Below are 17,967 nucleotides of genomic sequence, written 5' to 3'. Positions count from 1 at the left end.
GGATGAAAACGAAATGGATGTGAAATATAGACCTGAACCATGGCAAGACATGGGAGATGGTATGAATCGAATCAAACTAGATGCACTCATGAAATTACGGGACGCAAATGAATCATTAAAAAAAATTGATGGAAGAATACGAGAATTAGACTCGGATGGTAGTATACATTTTAACCCAAAAGATCAATCGCAAAAAATTGGGGAATTACTTGATAGCTATTCGACATTACAAAAATATTGCGGAGAAGTAGGGCGAGTAGTCTCTGAACATATAGATAAACCTTTTTTAGTAGAAATGGATAAATTCGCTCAAAAAATGAGAGATACATCTATTCTCAGTTTCGAAACAGATAACCGAATTGGCTCCACAACAACGACAGTATTACCAGATGCGCATGCAGGGTACGGAAGTGTACCACAAACAATAAAAACAAAAAAAGATAAAATAACAATAGAAGATATTTTTAAAGATTCACCTGCATTTGATAACGTACTGAGAGAGGAATACAAAGAACTAAAAAAACAAAATCCGGATGCAAAACTAAATTATGAAGAATACAAGAAAGTAGTCCCATCCACACGAGGATTTGAATACAAATCGATAGAAGATGAACAGAAAAAACTAGAAATGGTGCGAGACATAGGAATAGGCGTAGGAATCATCATCACAACAATCCTTTGCCCACCACTCGGGGCCGCTGCCGCAGTAGTATACGGCGCTGTACAAATAAAAAGCGGTATCGACGGAGAAGACTGGGGAACACACCGGAAATTGAGCCAAGAAGAGCGGGTAGGAAACATCATTTTTGGCGGATTAGATGCAATCCCAGTTGTTGGAGCAGTAGGAAAAGGAGTAAAAGCATTCAAAGGCACGAGTGAATTAGCTGATTTAGCGAAATTATTAAAATTCAAAGAAGGAATGCCTGGTTTTAATCCAAATTTGGGTAAAAATGTGGTACAATCGCTTAAGGAAAATAAGACTTTAAAAAATGCACTAGATGCTATGAAAAATACTCCTATTCCAGTAGCAGTTAGGACGGTGGATACTGGAATAGGAATGAAGCTTCCTTATATAGAATCTTCAACTGTTGGAGAAGTAGCTGGAAAGTTTTCAAAGGCAAGTACGACAGCTAAGGATGACGCTTATCAATTTGCTAAGGGTACGGGTAATAGAGAGGTTGAAGTTCCACCTGCTTTTAGACAAACTGATTTTGCTAGTTCGTATGAATCAAGGATTAATCAAACACCTGCACAGATTAATCCAAAGATTGAATTTGAAGGAATTAGGGGAGAATCTTTAAGTACGCTTAAGCCGCCACCAGACCCTAAATTGAAAAGCATATTAGATGAGGCTGGTATAAAGGGTATTCAATATAAAAATGGAGTTCCTGATTTTTCACCAGTATCAAAAGCACAGGTAGAAATCAATCATATGGTAGGCGGCACTGGTGGAAATGGATCCGCAGCAAGACGTCTTAATTTCACTCAAGCAGATGAAAAATTGGCTGAGCAATTGAATAATTCTCCTGAATTAGCACGTAAGTTTGGGATGGAATCTGGTGAAATTACATGGAAGCAAATAGAGAAATATCGACGTGCACACAAGTTAACTTGGCATGAATTGAATGATGTAAAGACAGTGCAACTTGTACCGACAGAGATAAACAGTAAATTTGGACATCTTGGTGGAGTAGGTGAAATCAATGCAGGAGCGTTTATGCCAGATGGATTTGCTAGTAAACAATAAAGGAGAGATATATAATGAAAATAAATGATGCAGTTTTTGGCGAACTTGAGTTTAATAATTATGATTGGATTGGATATAAAAACATTGAGTTTTTTGGGAACGAAGTTAAGGTGGCATTAATAGTCAGGGGAGAAGATGATGGTCAGTTTGAGGAAGAACAATATATGGCATATAATTTTTTAATAGAAAGATGGCAACAATTACAACAAAGTATTTTGGAGCCTATATTAGATTATTATAAACAAAAAAGATATGAACTTGGTTACGATGTTGAATTTAACGAAAATTATCCTTTAATAGAAACAGCTACTCAAATTCTTGAAAAAATAACCTTAGTTGGAATTTTTGTTCCAGATAATGACCTTATCGACTTTCTTGATATCGGACTTACGTTTGACTGTACATGGGATATGGAAAATGGATTAGGCCTTTGTTTTGTGAAAGGTGAAGTAACTGAGGTAGGTTATCAGGACGTTGTACTTTAAACTTCGAAGTTTATTTTTATAGAGACAATAAAATTGTTTTTTTATTCATTCGGAATATATGGGCTGATAGAATTAAGGGATAGTTGAAGTGTACAAAAAAGAAAAGGTCATTTTGAAGTACGCACTTCATGATGGTTGTACCGTCATGGAGTACTGTGTGCAATGATAGAATAGAAAACGAAGTACGAGCTTAGGCGAGATGACATTTTACATGGCGATGAATATAAACACATGGAATGTACATTAAACTAACGAACTCGTACAAACTCGTAAATTTTAACGTAACACTTGTCGCGATATGTAAAAGGTGTCATACTTGTGCTACAAAACTTACAAAATTAATGCTACTTAAAAACATATGAACTTAAAGCACTTGATTGTCAATTATGGCAACAAGTGCTTTTTTGCATTTTAGCGTAGAAATAAGTTGGTAAACGTATAATTTTATAAGTGTATTAAGTGTTAAATTTTATAGATTGTAGTGGCGTCGTACAGTGTACGACATTACTAGAGAAAAAATTATTTTAAAAATTAAGGGTTGTATTATGTTTTGAAGTCATCGTAAAGTACGTTTTAACGGATTTACGTTATGAACACGTTATCCGCAAAAAACAGGTAAACGTTACAGGGACTAAAATTACTGTAACGGGAGGGAATTTATAATGGGAGAGAAAGTAGTTGGTTACGTACGAGTTTCAACGGAAGGACAAGTACGTGATGGGTATAGTTTAGCGTATCAAGTAGAAGAGATTGAACGTTACTGTAACGAAAATAATTTAGAATTACTTCGTATGTATGAAGATAGAGGGTTAAGCGGAGCGACTGTTGATGAAGAGGGATTAACAGTTGAACGTGATGGACTACAAGAGCTATTGTCCGATATGGCGTATAAACAAGTAAGCTATGTTGTTGTTTTGAATACATCACGATTGTGGCGCTCTGATATGGCGAAAGTATTAATACAACGAGAACTAAAGAAACATAAAGTAGATGTGAAGGCAATTGAACAATCAAGCTATAGTATTTACACACATGATCCAAATGACTTTTTGGTGAATGGCATGTTAGAACTATTAGATCAATATCAACGACTTGAAATTGCATTGAAGTTAAGTAGAGGTAGAAAGAAGAAGGCTGAACGAGGTGGATATGCAGGTGGTGGCGTACTTTTTGGCTACAAGGCCAAAAAAGGACAAAAGGTGTTAGAAGTAGATGCTAGGAAAGCAGTTGTTGTACGTAGACTATTTGAGTTAAGACAAATTTTTAAACATTGGTCACTTAACCAATTAGCAGAACAATTGAATGTAGAAGGCTACTGCACAGCGAAAGGTAAACAATTTACGAAAGTACAAGTAAAACGCATGTTAGATAGAGAGAATTTTTATCGTGGCATGTATAAATACGGGAAAATACAAACAAAAGGAGAACATGCAGCAATTATTTTATAAACTCACTTAAAAAATTAGCTCATTTTACTATACATACCACTAGAGTTATGAAAAATGGATAGGCTTGCGTACCTATGCGCATCGAAAGATGTACGCTCGAACTAAGGTTGCCGACATTTTTGTATATGACTAAATTATTGAATAGAGGGATGAGTTATGCATATTAGGCAGAACTATTTGTATGTAGGAGTAGATTTACATAAGGAGCATCATACGGCTGTTATAATTAATTGTTGGCAAGAGAAATTAGGAGAAATACAATTTGAGAATAAACCATCGACATTTTCGGAGTTTTTATTAGAAGTAGAGACATATGTGAGTAATGGTTTATCAGTTGTATTTGGTTTAGAAGATGTTGGTGGTTACGGAAGAGCGTTAGCGAAATATTTAGTAGATCATGAACAAGTAGTGAAAGAAGTAAATCCAGCTTTATCATTTTTAGAACGAAAGAGCCAAGTGATGATACAAAAAAATGATAGTTGGGATGCGGAATGTGTGGCACGTATATTGGTAAACAAATTTAATCAATTGCCAGATGCAAAGCCAAACGATTTATTTTGGTCGATACAACAATTGGTTTCAAGAAGGAATGCATTAGTAAAAGAACAAAGTGCATTAAAGAACCAATTACATATTCAATTAAATCACCATTATCCAAGTTATAAAAAGTTTTTCTCAGAGTTAGATGGAAAAACAGCATTAGCGTTTTGGCAGCAATATCCGTCACCCTCTTGTTTAGAGGGGACGAATATAAAGCGATTAACAGCTTTTTTATTAGATGTTAGCAACAATACATGTTCAGTAAAGAAAGCAAGCGAAATATTAAAACTTGTAAAAGAAGATGGACATACAATGAAGGAATATCAAGAGACACGAGATTTTTTAGTAAGAAGTATTGTACGGGATATTGAGTTTAAAAAGACAGAAATGAAATACATCGAGAGAGAATTAAAACAGCTAGTAAAACTACTAGATTATCAATTAGAAACGATGCCGGGAATAGAACTTGTGACGGCATCAGCATTAATTGCAGAAATTGGAGATGTAAGACGATTTCCAAATGCCAACAAATTAGCACGATTTGCGGGGATTGCGCCTGTTTACTTTGGTTCTGGTGGGAAAGGTAAGGTGCATAAAAGCAAACAAGGAAACAGGGCGCTACACGCTTTATTTTATAATTTAGCTGTACAGCAAGTGCAAGTAGCAAAAGGAAGTAAGTTACCTAGAAACCCAGTGTTTCATGCATACTATCAAAAGAAACTAAAAGAAGGAAAAACAAAGGGACAAGCATTGGTATGTATTATGAGAAGGCTTGTAAATATTGTATATGGCATGATGAAATATAAAGCAGCTTATGAGTTGCCGGTAGTGGAAGAAAAAGAAGTAGTTCAATAAGGTTTACATGGTTTGTTTTTTATTGTGAGGGTTTAAGATTAGAACATAGGGTACGGGTGAAGGTACTCAAACTAAAAAAATTAAACCGACTAATGAAAGAACTGCAGAATATGAAGAAGCTATGACAAAAGCAGCTAGAGATTTACCTCCTTATAGTAGAAAACCTAATAAACCAAGAGATTTTGAAGAAAAAGTAGTAGATGATTCTACAGGAATTACTACTTATACATTTACATCTAAGAAAAATGAGGAAACTTATAAAGTTAAATATGATAAAGATGGTTACCCAATTTTTAATTCAAAATATGAAACATCTTTATCAGAGTCATATTATATAGAGCCTGACTCAGTGCAGTTTAAATATCTCTCACAAAAATTATATGACGATATAATGAAAGATCCAAACTTGGCAAAACAATTCAGCCAAACAGATATTGAGCTATTCAAATTAGGTAAGAAGCCAAAATCAGTCACATGGCATCATCATCAAGAGACTGGTAAAATGCAACTTGTTGATTACTATGAACATCAGGTTGCGGGTCATACAGGTGGTAGAGCAATTTGGGGTGGTGGAGATGACGGTAGAACAGGTAAACTGAAGAAAATTATTTTGGAGATGATAAAATGAGCCGAGTAACTTGGCTATTTACGGATGGAGCGATAGATGAGCAAGTAATTATTGCTGTGGAGAATTCATTTGGTGTCAGATTTCCAGATGACTACCGTGAATGCATTAAAAAAAATAACGGTGGTTATCCTGAGCCTAATATTTATGATATTAATGATGATGAGGGTGGAGCAGTCTTTGATTGTCTATTAAGTTTTACAAGCAAAGATGCAAATATAGAAGTTGTTTATGAATTAACTTCACTTCCGGAAGGTATTATTCCATTTGCAAGAGACCCATTTGGGGGACTGATTTGTTTTAATTACTGTGATACTAAAGATTCTCCGTCAGTAGTTTTCTATGATCAGGAATCAGTGAATGAGGATAAAGTTAAATTAATATGCGACTCTTTTTCTGAATTGATTGAGAGATTATACTCTGATTGAGAAAAACAAAATGAACAGGAAAGAAGGTTAAGTGTATGAGGAATTTAGATTTTGAATATACTTTTACCCCTATTGGCATTGAAGATATCGAAGATTTCGAAAATAAGTATGGTATATTGTTACCTGATGATTATAAACAATTTTTGCTGTCTGAAAATGGAGGGAAAACTGAGCAACGAAGATTTAAAACTAATGATACAACTAAGAAAGGCGTAATAACATCGTCTGTTGCAATGTTTTTTCCTCTATCAATAGAAAATGAAATAAATCTAGAAGAGAAATTAAGAAGTTATAATTTGATGCAAGTGGTACCAAGTAATTTTCTTCCAATTGGAATTGACCCAGCGGGGAGTTTGATTTGTTTATCAATTGATGGGAAAGATAGAGGTAGTGTATATCATTGTGATATGGATTACTTTGAAGAAGATAACGAGTTAAGAGAGGAATACATCCGACTAATTTCTAAAAGTTTCTCTGAATTTGTGGATAATTTATATATTCCTGAAAACTAATGATAGGATTTTATTGATTGGAATTAGTTAATAGTTGGTTAATCTCTTTAATTTAAACGGGGCTTTCTTTAGGGTCTAACGACCCAGAGAAAGCCTCTTCTTTTTCCCCGAATTATTTAAAAGTACAACATAGGGGACGGGTGAAGTTCCTATGGTTCTATCATCATGGAGTGCAATGAAAGAACAGAAAACAAAGTACGAGCTTAGGTGAGATGAGGTTTTATTAGGCTACGAATATATACACTTAAAATGAACCTGAAACTATTGAACTCGTACAAGCTCGTAAGTTTTAATGTACTTGTCACGATGCATATAAGGTTTCATACTTTTACTAAAATACTTATAAATTTATGCTACTTAAAAACACATGAACTTAAAGTACTTAATTGTCTATGATAGGCAACAAGTGCTTTTTTAATTGATTGGTATGCTTTAACTTTATAAATAGTTGGTAAGTTGGAAGAAGTAACGGCATTCATGAATAAGTTGCCGAATAGTATGAAGAATGTCGGAGAGAAGATTAAAAATATTCATATCCCGAATGTATTCCCTGAACCTTTGGCAGCTGGTGTTGGGAATGTAGGAGAAAGAAAAACACTTGGAGCGTTATTTTCTGTTGCTAAGAGTGAAACTAAGGGTACGGGTAATCCTCCTAAGATAACGGAAATACAAGAGGGGGACCTTGGGAAGCACATTATTAAAGGGAAAAATGGAAGAAAAGAACTGGCACCAAACGTGCGTTATATTACCGAGGATGGTTATAAATATACAACAGATGAGCTTGGTAGAATAGTAGATGTTGAGGCAGGAGAATTAATACTTCAAAAAGGAAAACGAAACAAAGGAATGCAAGTGGCAGCAGGCCGTGAAGATAGGTTACCTGATGATGATGGTGGCCACTTGATAGGAACTCAATTCCATGGTTCTGGAGATATTGATAATTTGATTGCTCAAAATAGACAAATTAATCGCTCTGGTGGAGAGTGGTATAATATGGAGCAAGAGTGGGCTAATGCGTTAGGTGGAAAGCCTCCTAAAAAAAGTAACAGTAAAGATTGAACCAGTTTATCAAGGAACGTCATTAAGACCAAATTATTTTGAAATAGTTTATGAAATAGAAGGAAAAGGGATATTTGAGAAAACGATTAGAAATCGCGCAGGAGGTTGATTAAAGTGGAAAAAGAAATGAACAAGTTGTATAGAGAAATAGCTGAAACGGTTAATGAAATGATTCCAGAAGAATGGGAGAAATTTTATTTTTATGCTCAGATATCGGAAACTGGAGGGGGAACGTACTTTTTTTATAATACACCTGAAAATAGACAATGCTTTAATTATAGTGTGAAAATCCCATTTAACTATGCTATTGATAAAGAAGAATTTAAAAAAAATAAAAGAAAGCTGTTTGAGTTGAGTGATGAACTAAGAAATGTTTTTAAAGATAATCAGCAAGAACTTTGGTATTCCTTTACAATGACTCTTGAGAGTAGTGGGAAATTTAAGATGCATTATGATTATACAAATTGGTTCAATACAGAATATGGTTTTAGTGACCAAATGATTATTTGGAAAAATAAATACTTAGGAGAAGTACCAAATGATGGAGAATATAAAGCGTTAATCGATAAATATCATAGTGAATTTCCGAATAATCCTATTTAACTAAATGAAACACAGAAAAAATAATAGGGTGTTTGAAAATAGATACTCCATGATGGTTGTACCATTATAGAGGAGCGTTATGTGCAATGATAGAATAGAAAATAAAGTACGAGCTTAGGCGAGATGACATTTTAATGGGTGATGAATATAAACACATGGAATGTATATTAAACTAACGAACTCGTACAAACTCGTAAGTTTTAATATAGTATTTGTCATGATGTACAAAAGGTGTCATACTGTTACTACAAAACTTACAAATTTACGCAACTTAAAAACATATGAACTTAAAGCACTTGATTGTCAATTAAAGGCAAAAAGTGCTTTTTTGCGTTTTAGCATAGAAAATTTATAGGAAACTATAATTTTGTTATGTAAACTTTTTCTGTTTTTTTGCATGGTTTATAAAACTAAAAAGAAGATAAATATTCACTATTACTTTCATTCCTGTTATAAAAAATTCTACAATAGAAGACAGAACGTATATTTGGTATAATCGAAACATACTATATGGAATTACGGACATGAGTTTGAAATTCATGTAATAAGGTAAGTACTACATAACAATACATAATATTTAAAGTTCCAGTACATATAGGATTCAGTTCATGTTATATAAATCAATTGTGAGAAAGGAAAAGATGTAATGAATCAAATTTCATTTGAAGATTTATTTGAAGAAGAAAAAGAGAAGGTGGAGGTAGCTGAGATACCCGTACCGTTATCGCCATTGCAAAAAGCTATTTTGGAATTACTTAATTCTGAAGAAATAAGTGCACTTGAGCTATGCGAACGATTAATACGATTTGGTAAAATACCCGATGAAAGATTCACAACAAATAAGCCTAAAGCATATGGTCAAGTATGCTTAATATTAGAAGGTTTTGTTAAAGAAGGAAAACTTATTTTTATCAAAGATGATGAGAAAAGAGATAGAGTATATAAATTGAAAGAAGAAGTTTTAGATGTATAGAGGGAAATGAATGATTGGTTCTCTTTAACTTTGAGTCCGATTAATCTAGTAATGTCCATAAAAAAAGGTGTCAATCTCACTTAGATTGACACCTTCATACTTTTAACACCTTACATATTTACGTTTGAAACCAAGTCTGCCTCTATCAAGTTCTTTTTGAATACTTTCTGAAGCATTTAGTAAACTGCTTTTTTTCTTATCACGTTTTACTTCAACTATACCAACTTCTTTTGCAGTCTCAACTGCCTTTTCGTGTAGTGGTACATATGAAATTGCCACGGTGTTTAGGAAATTATTCATAGCGGATTTTGTTCGTTCTGGAGAATGATGAATTGTATTTTTCACCATTTCAAGCATATCGGAAATTTTGCTTTCAGAAAACTCATTGTCTTTGCGATTCCCTAAAAGCCAGCAGTAGCAACTCCAGCCTGCAGACATTTTAAGCTCATCCCCACTTGTAATCCATTTATCAGCAACATCTTGTGCAATATTTGCCTCTGATAAAGTTACTGCCACTACATAATCGGATAGCATATAAAAATATGCCCCGTCTATCCAGCGATCAAAATCAGACTCACTCATAGATTTTGGATCTGCAATAATGCCTGCAAAGTACATAGCATCGTAGTTACCTGTGGCATAAAGTTCCTCAGCCAACTCTTGATTTAATTTTATTTTCTTAGCGATTGGTTTCATAGCGCCCGTAGCTACGCCGAAAACTGGCTCGTGTGCACCGTTAGATATGTATATTTTTTTCGTTCTTTCCTTACCGAGGGATTCAAGCTCTTGCATAACTGTTTTAAAATCCATAGCTGTGCACTTCCTTCCTTAATATAAAGACCATTTTAATTGTAATGATATAGTTTATATTTTTTATCGAGTTTTCCATACCTCTCAAATTTAATACTAATCGTATGTGAGTAGGATGTCTACTTTCTATAATTCCTTGGCAATTCAGTTTATGATTTTGATCTTCCATCTAATTATAATCATGAGAATATTACATTAAGGTAAACGGTAAAGAGACAAAATAGATGTATAACTTTCCGCATCGGTTTTTAAAGTGGGAGAATGTAAATAATATTTTATCTTTGGCATCTTCTCTGTAGTATTATGTTATTATTTGGTAAGGGGATAAATGGAATTTAAAGTTAAACATGTGAGGTTGGTTACAAATGATAAAGAAATTTACTAGAGTAGTATTAACGGTGGTTATGCCGATTGGTCTTATTACGGGTTGTGGAACTGCTGAAAAAACTGAAGCAAAAGAGCCGAAAGCGGTACAAGTGGAGAAAAAGGATTATACGGATTACTCATATGGTAGCAAAGGTATATTAGTAAGCGGAAAAGCGAAAGAACGTCTACAATACGAGGTAGGATATATGGATGATAATAAGTTAATTGGGATTGACGAAAGTATTGAGGACTGCATTATTTTAGATAATAAAGATGAAGCAGGTCTCATTTGGAAACAAATAGAGCGTGGATCTATTATTGAAGTGCAATATGGTAAGGACCGAAAAGACATCGTAGGGGTACAATTAGTAGAAGATCGTAAGCCATACGAAATTAGTGATAAGTTTGATCGAAATACGATAAATGAGATTGTTGGACAAGTTAAAGGTAATTTGTAATAGAGGTATTTCGTTAGTATAGGAACCATTAACATGACATGGCGAATCGCATACATAAAAGTTTGGAATCAACGGCATTTTTAATATGAAAATGCCGTTGATTTATTTTAAAAAGTAAATGGTATTCTATAGTCTTGTAGAAAAATGCATATTAGAAAATATATAAATGAATTATTCTTTTTTTAGTTGTGATGATTGCTGTAAGGTCATTGCCCAAAATAAAAGAGCAAAAGCACTAAAGGATACACCTAATAGGCATACTCCGTTCCATCCGTATTTTGCATAAACATTTGTTGAAAGAATGGCACCCGTTGCACTACCGATAGAATAAAAAATCATGTAACTGACAGTGATTCGACTTCTTGCTTCAGGGCGCACTGTGAAAAGCATACTTTGATTGGTGAAATGTATAGCTTGCACAGCTAAATCTAAAAGGATAATGCCGAAAATTAGTAACAATAGAGAGTAGTTAATAAATTTAATTAGGAGCCATGAAAGTACTAATAAAGATAAGGCTATGCCAGTTGTTCGTTGTCCTAATCCTTTGCTAATTGTCCCGCTTTCGTAGCAGCTAATGCACCTGCAACTCCAGCAAGGCCGAATGCACCAATAGCTGTATGTGATAGATTATGAGGTGTAGCACTTAGAGGTAATACTAAAGAAGTCCATAAAATACTGAATGAAGTGAAAATAAGCAATGCTAATATTCCGCGAATGCGTAAGAATCGTTCTTCTACAAATAATAAGCGAACAGAACGTATTAATTTTCGGTAAGGCATAGTTGTTATTCTTTTATGTTCAAGAGTAGGTAAATTCCAATGTAATAAAAAAGATATGAAGAGTAAAAGGATATACGAAGAAAATTCAGTACTTTTATTTTCGGAAACAATATAATTTTATAGGTGTACACAGTATAAGAAGATTGTAAGAGGCGTGTGTAATTAAAAATTAGACGAGAATAAAACATTATATAGCCCCTTCAAAGCCCCTCATAAGCACCTACCAAGTAATAAATCACTAAGAAAAAACAAAACAAAAACAAAAACAACTACAAGAACAAAACAAGCGCGAAAACATAAAACGTCGTTGTAAGTGTTCACAAATAATATAGTTGTTCAAAAATAGAGATGGTACGATGGATCATTATGCTATTTTTTCTTTCATGTATAATAAGATGAGGGGACATCTCAATATTTAACTAATTAAAATAAGGGCAGTATATCAGTAAAAGGGGGAGAAGGATGGATAAGTTATTGCAAGAAATCATAAATTGGATTAGTAGGACTAATGAACAGGTTGTTATTGGTGTTTCAGGACATGGCGCTGCTGGAAAAACAACGTTTGCTAATATGCTTGTAGACTTACTAGATCAAAATGAAGTGAATTATATTAATACAGATCCATATATTGTTAGTTCAGACATACGAAAGCATGCAATTATTGACTATACATATCAAAACGAAAATCATCATTATAAAATGACGGCTTGTCATCCATCAGCGCATCATTTGTCTGCTTTAGAAAGAGATGTTCAGATGGTAAGGGCTGGTTTAGATTTTTATACGATAGATACGCATTATATGAAAAGCGAGTTAATTTCTTCAAAAAACAAAGTGACAATTGTAGAAGGAATGTGTGTCGCATTTATTAATCCCGATCTATTTGATTTAAAAATTTACTTCTATACAGATGATGAAACGGAATTAATGAGAAGGTCTAGCCGAGATATTGCTGAAAGGGGAGCCGATATCAATTATTTAAGGCGGTCTCATGCAGAACGTCGGATTCAGTATAAAGTGTTTATGCATCCATACAGTCAACGTTTTGATATTATTATTAAAAGTTCCGATGAAGCAATATGTCTAGAAAAAAATACATTTGGGTTTTATAAAGTTTAAATGAAAATACTCTATTTGTTATGTTTATTATGAGGGTACATTTTCATTATTTGCCTCCCAAATGAAACAACTTTATTACTCACTTAAAAATCCATTGTTTATGAAACAACTAGATTTTTAAACGACTTTAATAGACATCTGTCATTTACATAGACAGATGTCTATTGTGTTTTTGGCGGTAAGAATAAATAACTTTTTTGTTACTTTACAGGAAGTAGTAAAAAATTTGTAATTCGAATGCCAAAACAGTTCTCACATTCCTATATTTATATTGAAGGATTGGGATTTCTTATTTGCTAGCAAAGAGTGGAGGGAAATAGATGGCGGTGTACCGTAATGTGCAGGTGAACTTTTGGCAAGATGAATTCATATTAGATTTAACACCAGAGGAGCATTATTTTTACATATATTTGTTAACGGGAACGAAAACGAAGCAATGTGGTATTTACATATTACCGAAGCGAGTGGCAGAGCTTGAAACAGGTTACAGTATGGAAACTGTTGAGAAGCTATTAAACCGGTTTGTTGAATATGGGAAGATTTTTTATGATATGGAAACGAAAGAGTTATTCATAGTAAATTGGCTACGTTATAACCCTATTTTAAATACGAATGTAGAAAAATGTGTGTTACGTGAGTTGAAGACTGTGAAAAATAAAGAGTTCATACATATGTATTTACGTAGATGTCTTGAAGAAGAATGGAAGATCCCATTGTTATTGCAGCATTTTGGTATGCCTGAAGAAGAGGATACTAGTAGTTTACAAGAAGTTATTGAAGAGAAAGAGGTAGAAAGTATAGAAGAGGCCGTTCCCAATAGTAAAGTGTACAAGTTTTATGAACAACATATTAGTAGTTTATCCCCATATATCGTGAAGGAATTGAAGGATTGGATACAAAGAGTTTCAGGAAAGGTAGTACTAGAAGCACTTAAAATTGCGTTTGAACATAATAAGCGAACGTTCGCTTATGTGAAGGGGATTTTGAGGAATTGGTGTAAGAAAGGGCAAGTAGATTTAAGTGAAGAAAAGGAAGGATTCATTTTGTATGATCCGTAGCATATAAGGATTTTTCTATTTTAAAAGGTTCTTTCAAAATAGAAGCGAATAGTTTGAGAAAGGAGGGGGTATATGGAAGTTGTTATAAAGAAGAAACGAACTAGAGGTAAGAGAATTTTTATTTGGTCTAGTAGTATCGTTCTTTTATTGATTATTTGCAGTGTGATTTTTTTGAACGTATATACGCTGAGATCTATGCCAAAGATAGATGGAACGAAAAAGCTAGAGGATTTACAACATGCTGTTACGGTGAAACGAGATAGTAACGGGGTACCGCATATTAAAGCGGAAAATGCACATGATTTATATTTTTCGCAAGGGTATGTGCAAGCACAAGATCGCTTATTTCAAATGGATTTAAGTAGAAGGCAAGCTTCTGGTATGTTAAGTGAAGTTGTTGGAGAAGCAGCCGTTGATAGAGATAAATTGTTTCGAACGCTCGGTTTACGGCGAGCAGCAGAAGCGTCTGTTAGTCAATATGATGGGGAAGCAAAATTTGCTTTGCAGTCATTTGCTGATGGGGTGAACGCTTTTATACGTGAAGCGAAAGCGGAAAAGAGATTGCCAGTTGAGTTTACTATATTAGGTTATGAACCTGCTGAATGGTCAATTGTTGATACTTTAACGATTGGGAAGTATATGGCGTTTGATTTAGGAGGACATTGGCACGGGCAAGCGTTTCGTTATTGGGCGCTGAAAAATCTTCCGAAAGAGCAAGCAAATGAGATATTTCCTACATATCCGAAAGATGCCCCTAGATTGCTCGCTGAACTGAAAAATACAAATGTGGACGTAGCACAAAGTTTTTCAAAAACGATAATTCCGCCGGAGTTTAACGGTAGTAATAACTGGGTTGTGAGCGGTGAGAAGAGTGCGTCAGGTAAGCCAATTTTAGCGGATGACCCTCATTTATCTCTTGCGACACCTTCTATATGGTATCAAACGAGACTTGAAATGAAAGATTTAAATGTGAGTGGCGTTATTTTCGCTGGAGTGCCAGGTGTTATATTAGGACACAATGACAAAATAGCATGGGGCGTTACGAATACCGGTCCTGATGTGCAAGATTTATATATTGAAAAGAGAAACCCTAATAATGAAAATGAATTTTTGTATAACGATAAGTGGGAAAAGGCTACTGTTGTTGACGAATCTATTAAAGTAAAAGGCGGGAAAACAATTCCGTATAATGTGACGGTTACGAGGCATGGTCCAGTCATTTCAGAGTTTGCGGATAAAGGAAAAGAGAAAACGAAAACAGTATTCGCTTTGAAATGGACTGCTTTGGAGCCTTCTGCTGAATTAAAGGCTGTATTAAATATGAATAAAGCGAAAGATTGGAATGAGTTTGAAACGGCACTTCAAGATTTTCATACACCAACTCAAAACTTTGTATTTGCATCAAACGATGGCACGATTGCTTATAAAGCGAATGGAAATATACCAGTGCGTAAAAAAGGTGATGGGAGTTTGCCAGTGCCAGGGTGGACTGATGAATATGAATGGGAAGGGTATATCCCATATGATCAACTGCCAAAAGTAATAAATCCGAAAGAAGGATTTATTTCAACTGCGAATAATAAAATTGTGGATGATAATTATCCATACCATATTAGCAATACGTGGGCGCAGCCATATAGACAAATGCGTATTCAAGAGTTTTTGCAAGAGAAGGACAAGTATACGGTGAAAGATTTAGAAGGATTACAGATGGATCAAAAGAATTTATACGGGAAAGAGTTTACTCCAATATTTTTAAAAGAGTTACATAAAACAGCTTTAAATGAAGTAGAGAAAGAAGGCGTAAAACAATTAACAAAGTGGAACTTTTACGATAGTAAAGATGAAGCGGCACCATTAATTTTTCATTTGTTAATGAAAGAGATTTCGAATACGTTATTTTCAAAAGAAATACCGAAAGATGTGATGGAGTTATTTGAAGGAAAGTCACAAGTTGTTGATGAATTGATTCGGAAACAAGTAGCCGGAGAAAATAGTGTATGGTTTTCTAAGTATGGAGGCTTCACAAAAGTTGTGCATACATCGTACGAGAATGTAATGAAGAAATTGCAGAAGGAGTATGGACCCGATGTTGCAGAGTGGAAGTGGGGCGATTATCATCAACTTGCTTTTACACATCCAATTTCGAAATCATCTAGTATGTTAGCGTTATTTGCTTTTAATCGTGAGAAACCAGTTCCGATTGGCGGAAGTCAAGTTACCGTTCAAGCCGCGAGTTACGGCGATAACGGTATTGTAAATCACGGGGCTTCTTGGCGATTCGTGATTGATACGAAGGATATGTCAAACGGTTATCATATAGTGGGACCAGGACAGTCAGGACATTTTAGAAGCGATTGGTATCATGATCAAATAGATGATTGGGTAAATGGCACGTATCATATGACTACTTTAAATACAGATGGAATTGAAGGGAAAGTATTAACTTTACAGCCGAAGTGATAGTATGTTTTTGTTTGCGGATGAGACTGCTTAATGAAGTAATAATCCTTCCGCTAATGAAAGTGTTACTTTAGAAAAAAGACTCTTATTATTGTAAGAGTCTTTTTTCTACGGTAATGGATAAAATATCTTTTTTGTAGAAACGCGACAAATTTTGACAAAATATTGTAAAGGGACTTGTTATAATACCTTTTGGAATATTATGTTTATTAAACGGAGGATGAAGTAGTGTGCAACAAGGGGAATTTCTTAATAGTTGCAGTGAAATCTAATAGGGGGATTTAATATGAGCATTAAAGTAATAAGAGCAACAGGGATAATGGGCGGAGCAGCAAGAGTTGCAGTAAAGGTAGATAACGAAGTAGTAATGAAACTTGAGAATAACGAAGAATATACGCTTCCTTTTGAATTAGATGAAGCGAATATTAAAGTAAAACAATTTTTTTTTGGAAGTAAAGAAAAGAAAGTAAAGGATGGCGACATAGTAGAAATTAAGATAAATAGTATCGCCATGCTATTACTGATGGTGTCAATGATGGCTGTTTTATTCGGTTCATCAATTGGTATAAATATTGTTGTTTTTGGTGTAATAGGAGCATTAGTTACGTTAGTATACGGATTGAATAACTGGTTTAGTTTAGAGGTTAAATAATTATTGTATATATATTTATTTCAGTTGATTTACTATACATGAAATGAAAATATTTTTAAGCGGGAAATGGGGAGAATCAGTATGAAGAAAATGGTTGTAATATCTAGTTTGGCTCTAATAGTAGGTTTAACAACTGGTTGTAGCAGTGAAAAAACAAGTGGACCTAAAACAGTATCTGTAAAAAAAGAAAAAGAGTTAGTAGCGAAGGATATTTTTAAAAAAGCAGCTGACGGATTAAAACAAGAGGAATATCTTACATTGACATCTCTTATGTCAATGAAGGGGAGCAGCCAATCAGAAGAGATTAAAATGAAAATACAGATGGAGCCGAAACTGAAGAATTCTAGAGCTGAAATGAAAATAAGTGGTACAGATATTGTAACGTATGAAGTAGATGGAAAGGTCGCTGCTCAAGTGAAAAACCCTGATACAGGAGAGTTAGTTACGATACCTAATGATCAATTTAATGTAAATGATGTAATGGTCAGTAAAAATTTACTGAATGAGTTAGATTTACCGGAAGCTTTGGCTAAGAAAATGAAAGCAAAGAAGGATGGGGACACATATAAACTTACACTTGAATTAAAGGGAAAAGAAGCAGTAGATACGTTACAAAAAATTAATGGAGATATGAAAAAATTAACGGAAGGATTTAGTATGGATGCGTTTAACATTGAATATATAATAACAAAAGATTATAAATTTGAAGAGATGCGAACAACTATAAAAGTGAGTGAAAGTAACGCAGATAAAAAAGCTAGTACAGATAAGGAAAAGTTGGATGCAGTTGTGAGTATAAAGATTGATTCATATGAAAAGTTTGATTCAATTAAGTTACCAGAAGGGATTCAATAATTTCAATTGTAAAAGGATAAAAAAGAGCGGAAATTGAAGTGACCCCTAAAAGTTAGACACGGTTATTTCATTAGGCAGCTTGATCCAAATGAGTCCGGTATTGCACCGGGCTCATTTTTAATTTTGCCTTTA

General features: G+C 34.2%; 16 protein-coding genes and 2 pseudogenes. 16 read left to right on the top strand and 2 right to left on the bottom strand.

What is annotated here, in order from left to right; genetic code table 11:
• The first annotated feature begins 13 nt into the window (after positions 1–13).
• The 10 genes and pseudogenes from DPQ31_RS16110 to DPQ31_RS16065 all read left to right on the top strand — a co-directional run bounded on the left by DPQ31_RS16110 (position 14) and on the right by DPQ31_RS16065 (position 9,275).
• Positions 14–1,747, top strand: a complete 1,734-nt coding sequence (locus tag DPQ31_RS16110; RefSeq protein WP_208730703.1) for an HNH endonuclease — start codon at positions 14–16, stop codon at positions 1,745–1,747.
• Positions 1,748–1,761: 14 nt separating this feature from the next.
• Positions 1,762–2,232, top strand: a complete 471-nt coding sequence (locus tag DPQ31_RS16105) for a DUF6985 domain-containing protein (RefSeq protein WP_071759431.1) — start codon at positions 1,762–1,764, stop codon at positions 2,230–2,232.
• A 662-nt stretch (positions 2,233–2,894) separates the two neighbouring features.
• On the top strand, positions 2,895–3,680 hold the full coding sequence (locus tag DPQ31_RS16100; protein ID WP_071759432.1) for a recombinase family protein: 786 nt from the start codon (positions 2,895–2,897) through the stop codon (positions 3,678–3,680).
• A gap of 156 nt (positions 3,681–3,836) precedes the next feature.
• Positions 3,837–5,075, top strand: a complete 1,239-nt coding sequence (locus tag DPQ31_RS16095; protein ID WP_208730702.1) for an IS110 family RNA-guided transposase — start codon at positions 3,837–3,839, stop codon at positions 5,073–5,075.
• 121 nt (positions 5,076–5,196) lie between these two features.
• Complete coding sequence (locus tag DPQ31_RS16090; protein ID WP_208730701.1) at positions 5,197–5,703, top strand: HNH endonuclease; 507 nt, start codon at positions 5,197–5,199, stop codon at positions 5,701–5,703.
• A complete protein-coding gene (locus tag DPQ31_RS16085) occupies positions 5,700–6,128 on the top strand; it encodes an SMI1/KNR4 family protein (RefSeq protein WP_208730700.1) in 429 nt (142 codons plus the stop codon). Before DPQ31_RS16090 ends, DPQ31_RS16085 begins: the two co-directional genes overlap by 4 nt.
• A 35-nt stretch (positions 6,129–6,163) precedes the next feature.
• Positions 6,164–6,640: an SMI1/KNR4 family protein gene (locus DPQ31_RS16080; RefSeq protein WP_098912073.1), complete on the top strand. Its 477-nt coding sequence runs from the start codon at positions 6,164–6,166 to the stop codon at positions 6,638–6,640.
• 477 nt (positions 6,641–7,117) lie between these two features.
• Positions 7,118–7,808: pseudogene (locus DPQ31_RS29380) on the top strand (DNA/RNA non-specific endonuclease).
• A 5-nt stretch (positions 7,809–7,813) separates the two neighbouring features.
• A complete protein-coding gene (locus DPQ31_RS16070; RefSeq protein WP_098711912.1) occupies positions 7,814–8,302 on the top strand; it encodes an antitoxin YezG family protein in 489 nt (162 codons plus the stop codon).
• A 646-nt stretch (positions 8,303–8,948) separates the two neighbouring features.
• Positions 8,949–9,275, top strand: coding sequence for a DUF3895 domain-containing protein (locus tag DPQ31_RS16065; RefSeq protein ID WP_208730699.1), 327 nt, complete (start codon positions 8,949–8,951; stop codon positions 9,273–9,275).
• Between the two features lie 102 nt (positions 9,276–9,377).
• On the opposite strand, the gene DPQ31_RS16060 is transcribed toward DPQ31_RS16065, so the two are convergent.
• Entirely contained in the window at positions 9,378–10,085 is a 708-nt protein-coding gene (locus tag DPQ31_RS16060; RefSeq protein WP_208730698.1) for a DNA alkylation repair protein, read from the bottom strand.
• 365 nt (positions 10,086–10,450) lie between these two features.
• Here DPQ31_RS16060 and DPQ31_RS16055 point away from each other — a divergent pair, with 365 nt between their 5' ends.
• Positions 10,451–10,909: a hypothetical protein gene (locus tag DPQ31_RS16055; RefSeq protein ID WP_208730697.1), complete on the top strand. Its 459-nt coding sequence runs from the start codon at positions 10,451–10,453 to the stop codon at positions 10,907–10,909.
• Between the two features lie 171 nt (positions 10,910–11,080).
• On the opposite strand, the pseudogene DPQ31_RS16050 reads toward DPQ31_RS16055, so the two are convergent.
• Positions 11,081–11,760: pseudogene (locus tag DPQ31_RS16050) on the bottom strand (MFS transporter); the annotation flags it as partial.
• A gap of 390 nt (positions 11,761–12,150) precedes the next feature.
• On the opposite strand from DPQ31_RS16050, the gene DPQ31_RS16045 reads away from it, so the two are divergent.
• The 5 genes from DPQ31_RS16045 to DPQ31_RS16025 all read left to right on the top strand — a co-directional run bounded on the left by DPQ31_RS16045 (position 12,151) and on the right by DPQ31_RS16025 (position 17,835).
• Positions 12,151–12,807 carry a uridine kinase family protein gene (locus DPQ31_RS16045; protein ID WP_208730696.1) on the top strand — a complete coding sequence of 219 codons (657 nt, stop codon included), beginning with the start codon at positions 12,151–12,153 and terminating at the stop codon, positions 12,805–12,807.
• Between the two features lie 320 nt (positions 12,808–13,127).
• Entirely contained in the window at positions 13,128–13,865 is a 738-nt protein-coding gene (locus tag DPQ31_RS16040; RefSeq protein ID WP_208730695.1) for a DnaD domain-containing protein, read from the top strand.
• Between the two features lie 72 nt (positions 13,866–13,937).
• On the top strand, positions 13,938–16,328 hold the full coding sequence (locus DPQ31_RS16035; protein WP_097959457.1) for a penicillin acylase family protein: 2,391 nt from the start codon (positions 13,938–13,940) through the stop codon (positions 16,326–16,328).
• A 286-nt stretch (positions 16,329–16,614) separates the two neighbouring features.
• A complete protein-coding gene (locus DPQ31_RS16030; protein ID WP_000025019.1) occupies positions 16,615–16,980 on the top strand; it encodes a hypothetical protein in 366 nt (121 codons plus the stop codon).
• 81 nt (positions 16,981–17,061) lie between these two features.
• Positions 17,062–17,835 carry a DUF6612 family protein gene (locus tag DPQ31_RS16025; RefSeq protein WP_000738998.1) on the top strand — a complete coding sequence of 258 codons (774 nt, stop codon included), beginning with the start codon at positions 17,062–17,064 and terminating at the stop codon, positions 17,833–17,835.
• Positions 17,836–17,967: the final 132 nt, after the last annotated feature.

Origin of the sequence: Bacillus sp. COPE52 (genome assembly GCF_003355115.1) — a bacterium.
Taxonomy (GTDB): domain Bacteria; phylum Bacillota; class Bacilli; order Bacillales; family Bacillaceae_G; genus Bacillus_A; species Bacillus_A toyonensis.
This window is presented reverse-complemented; position numbering and strand designations above follow the sequence as displayed.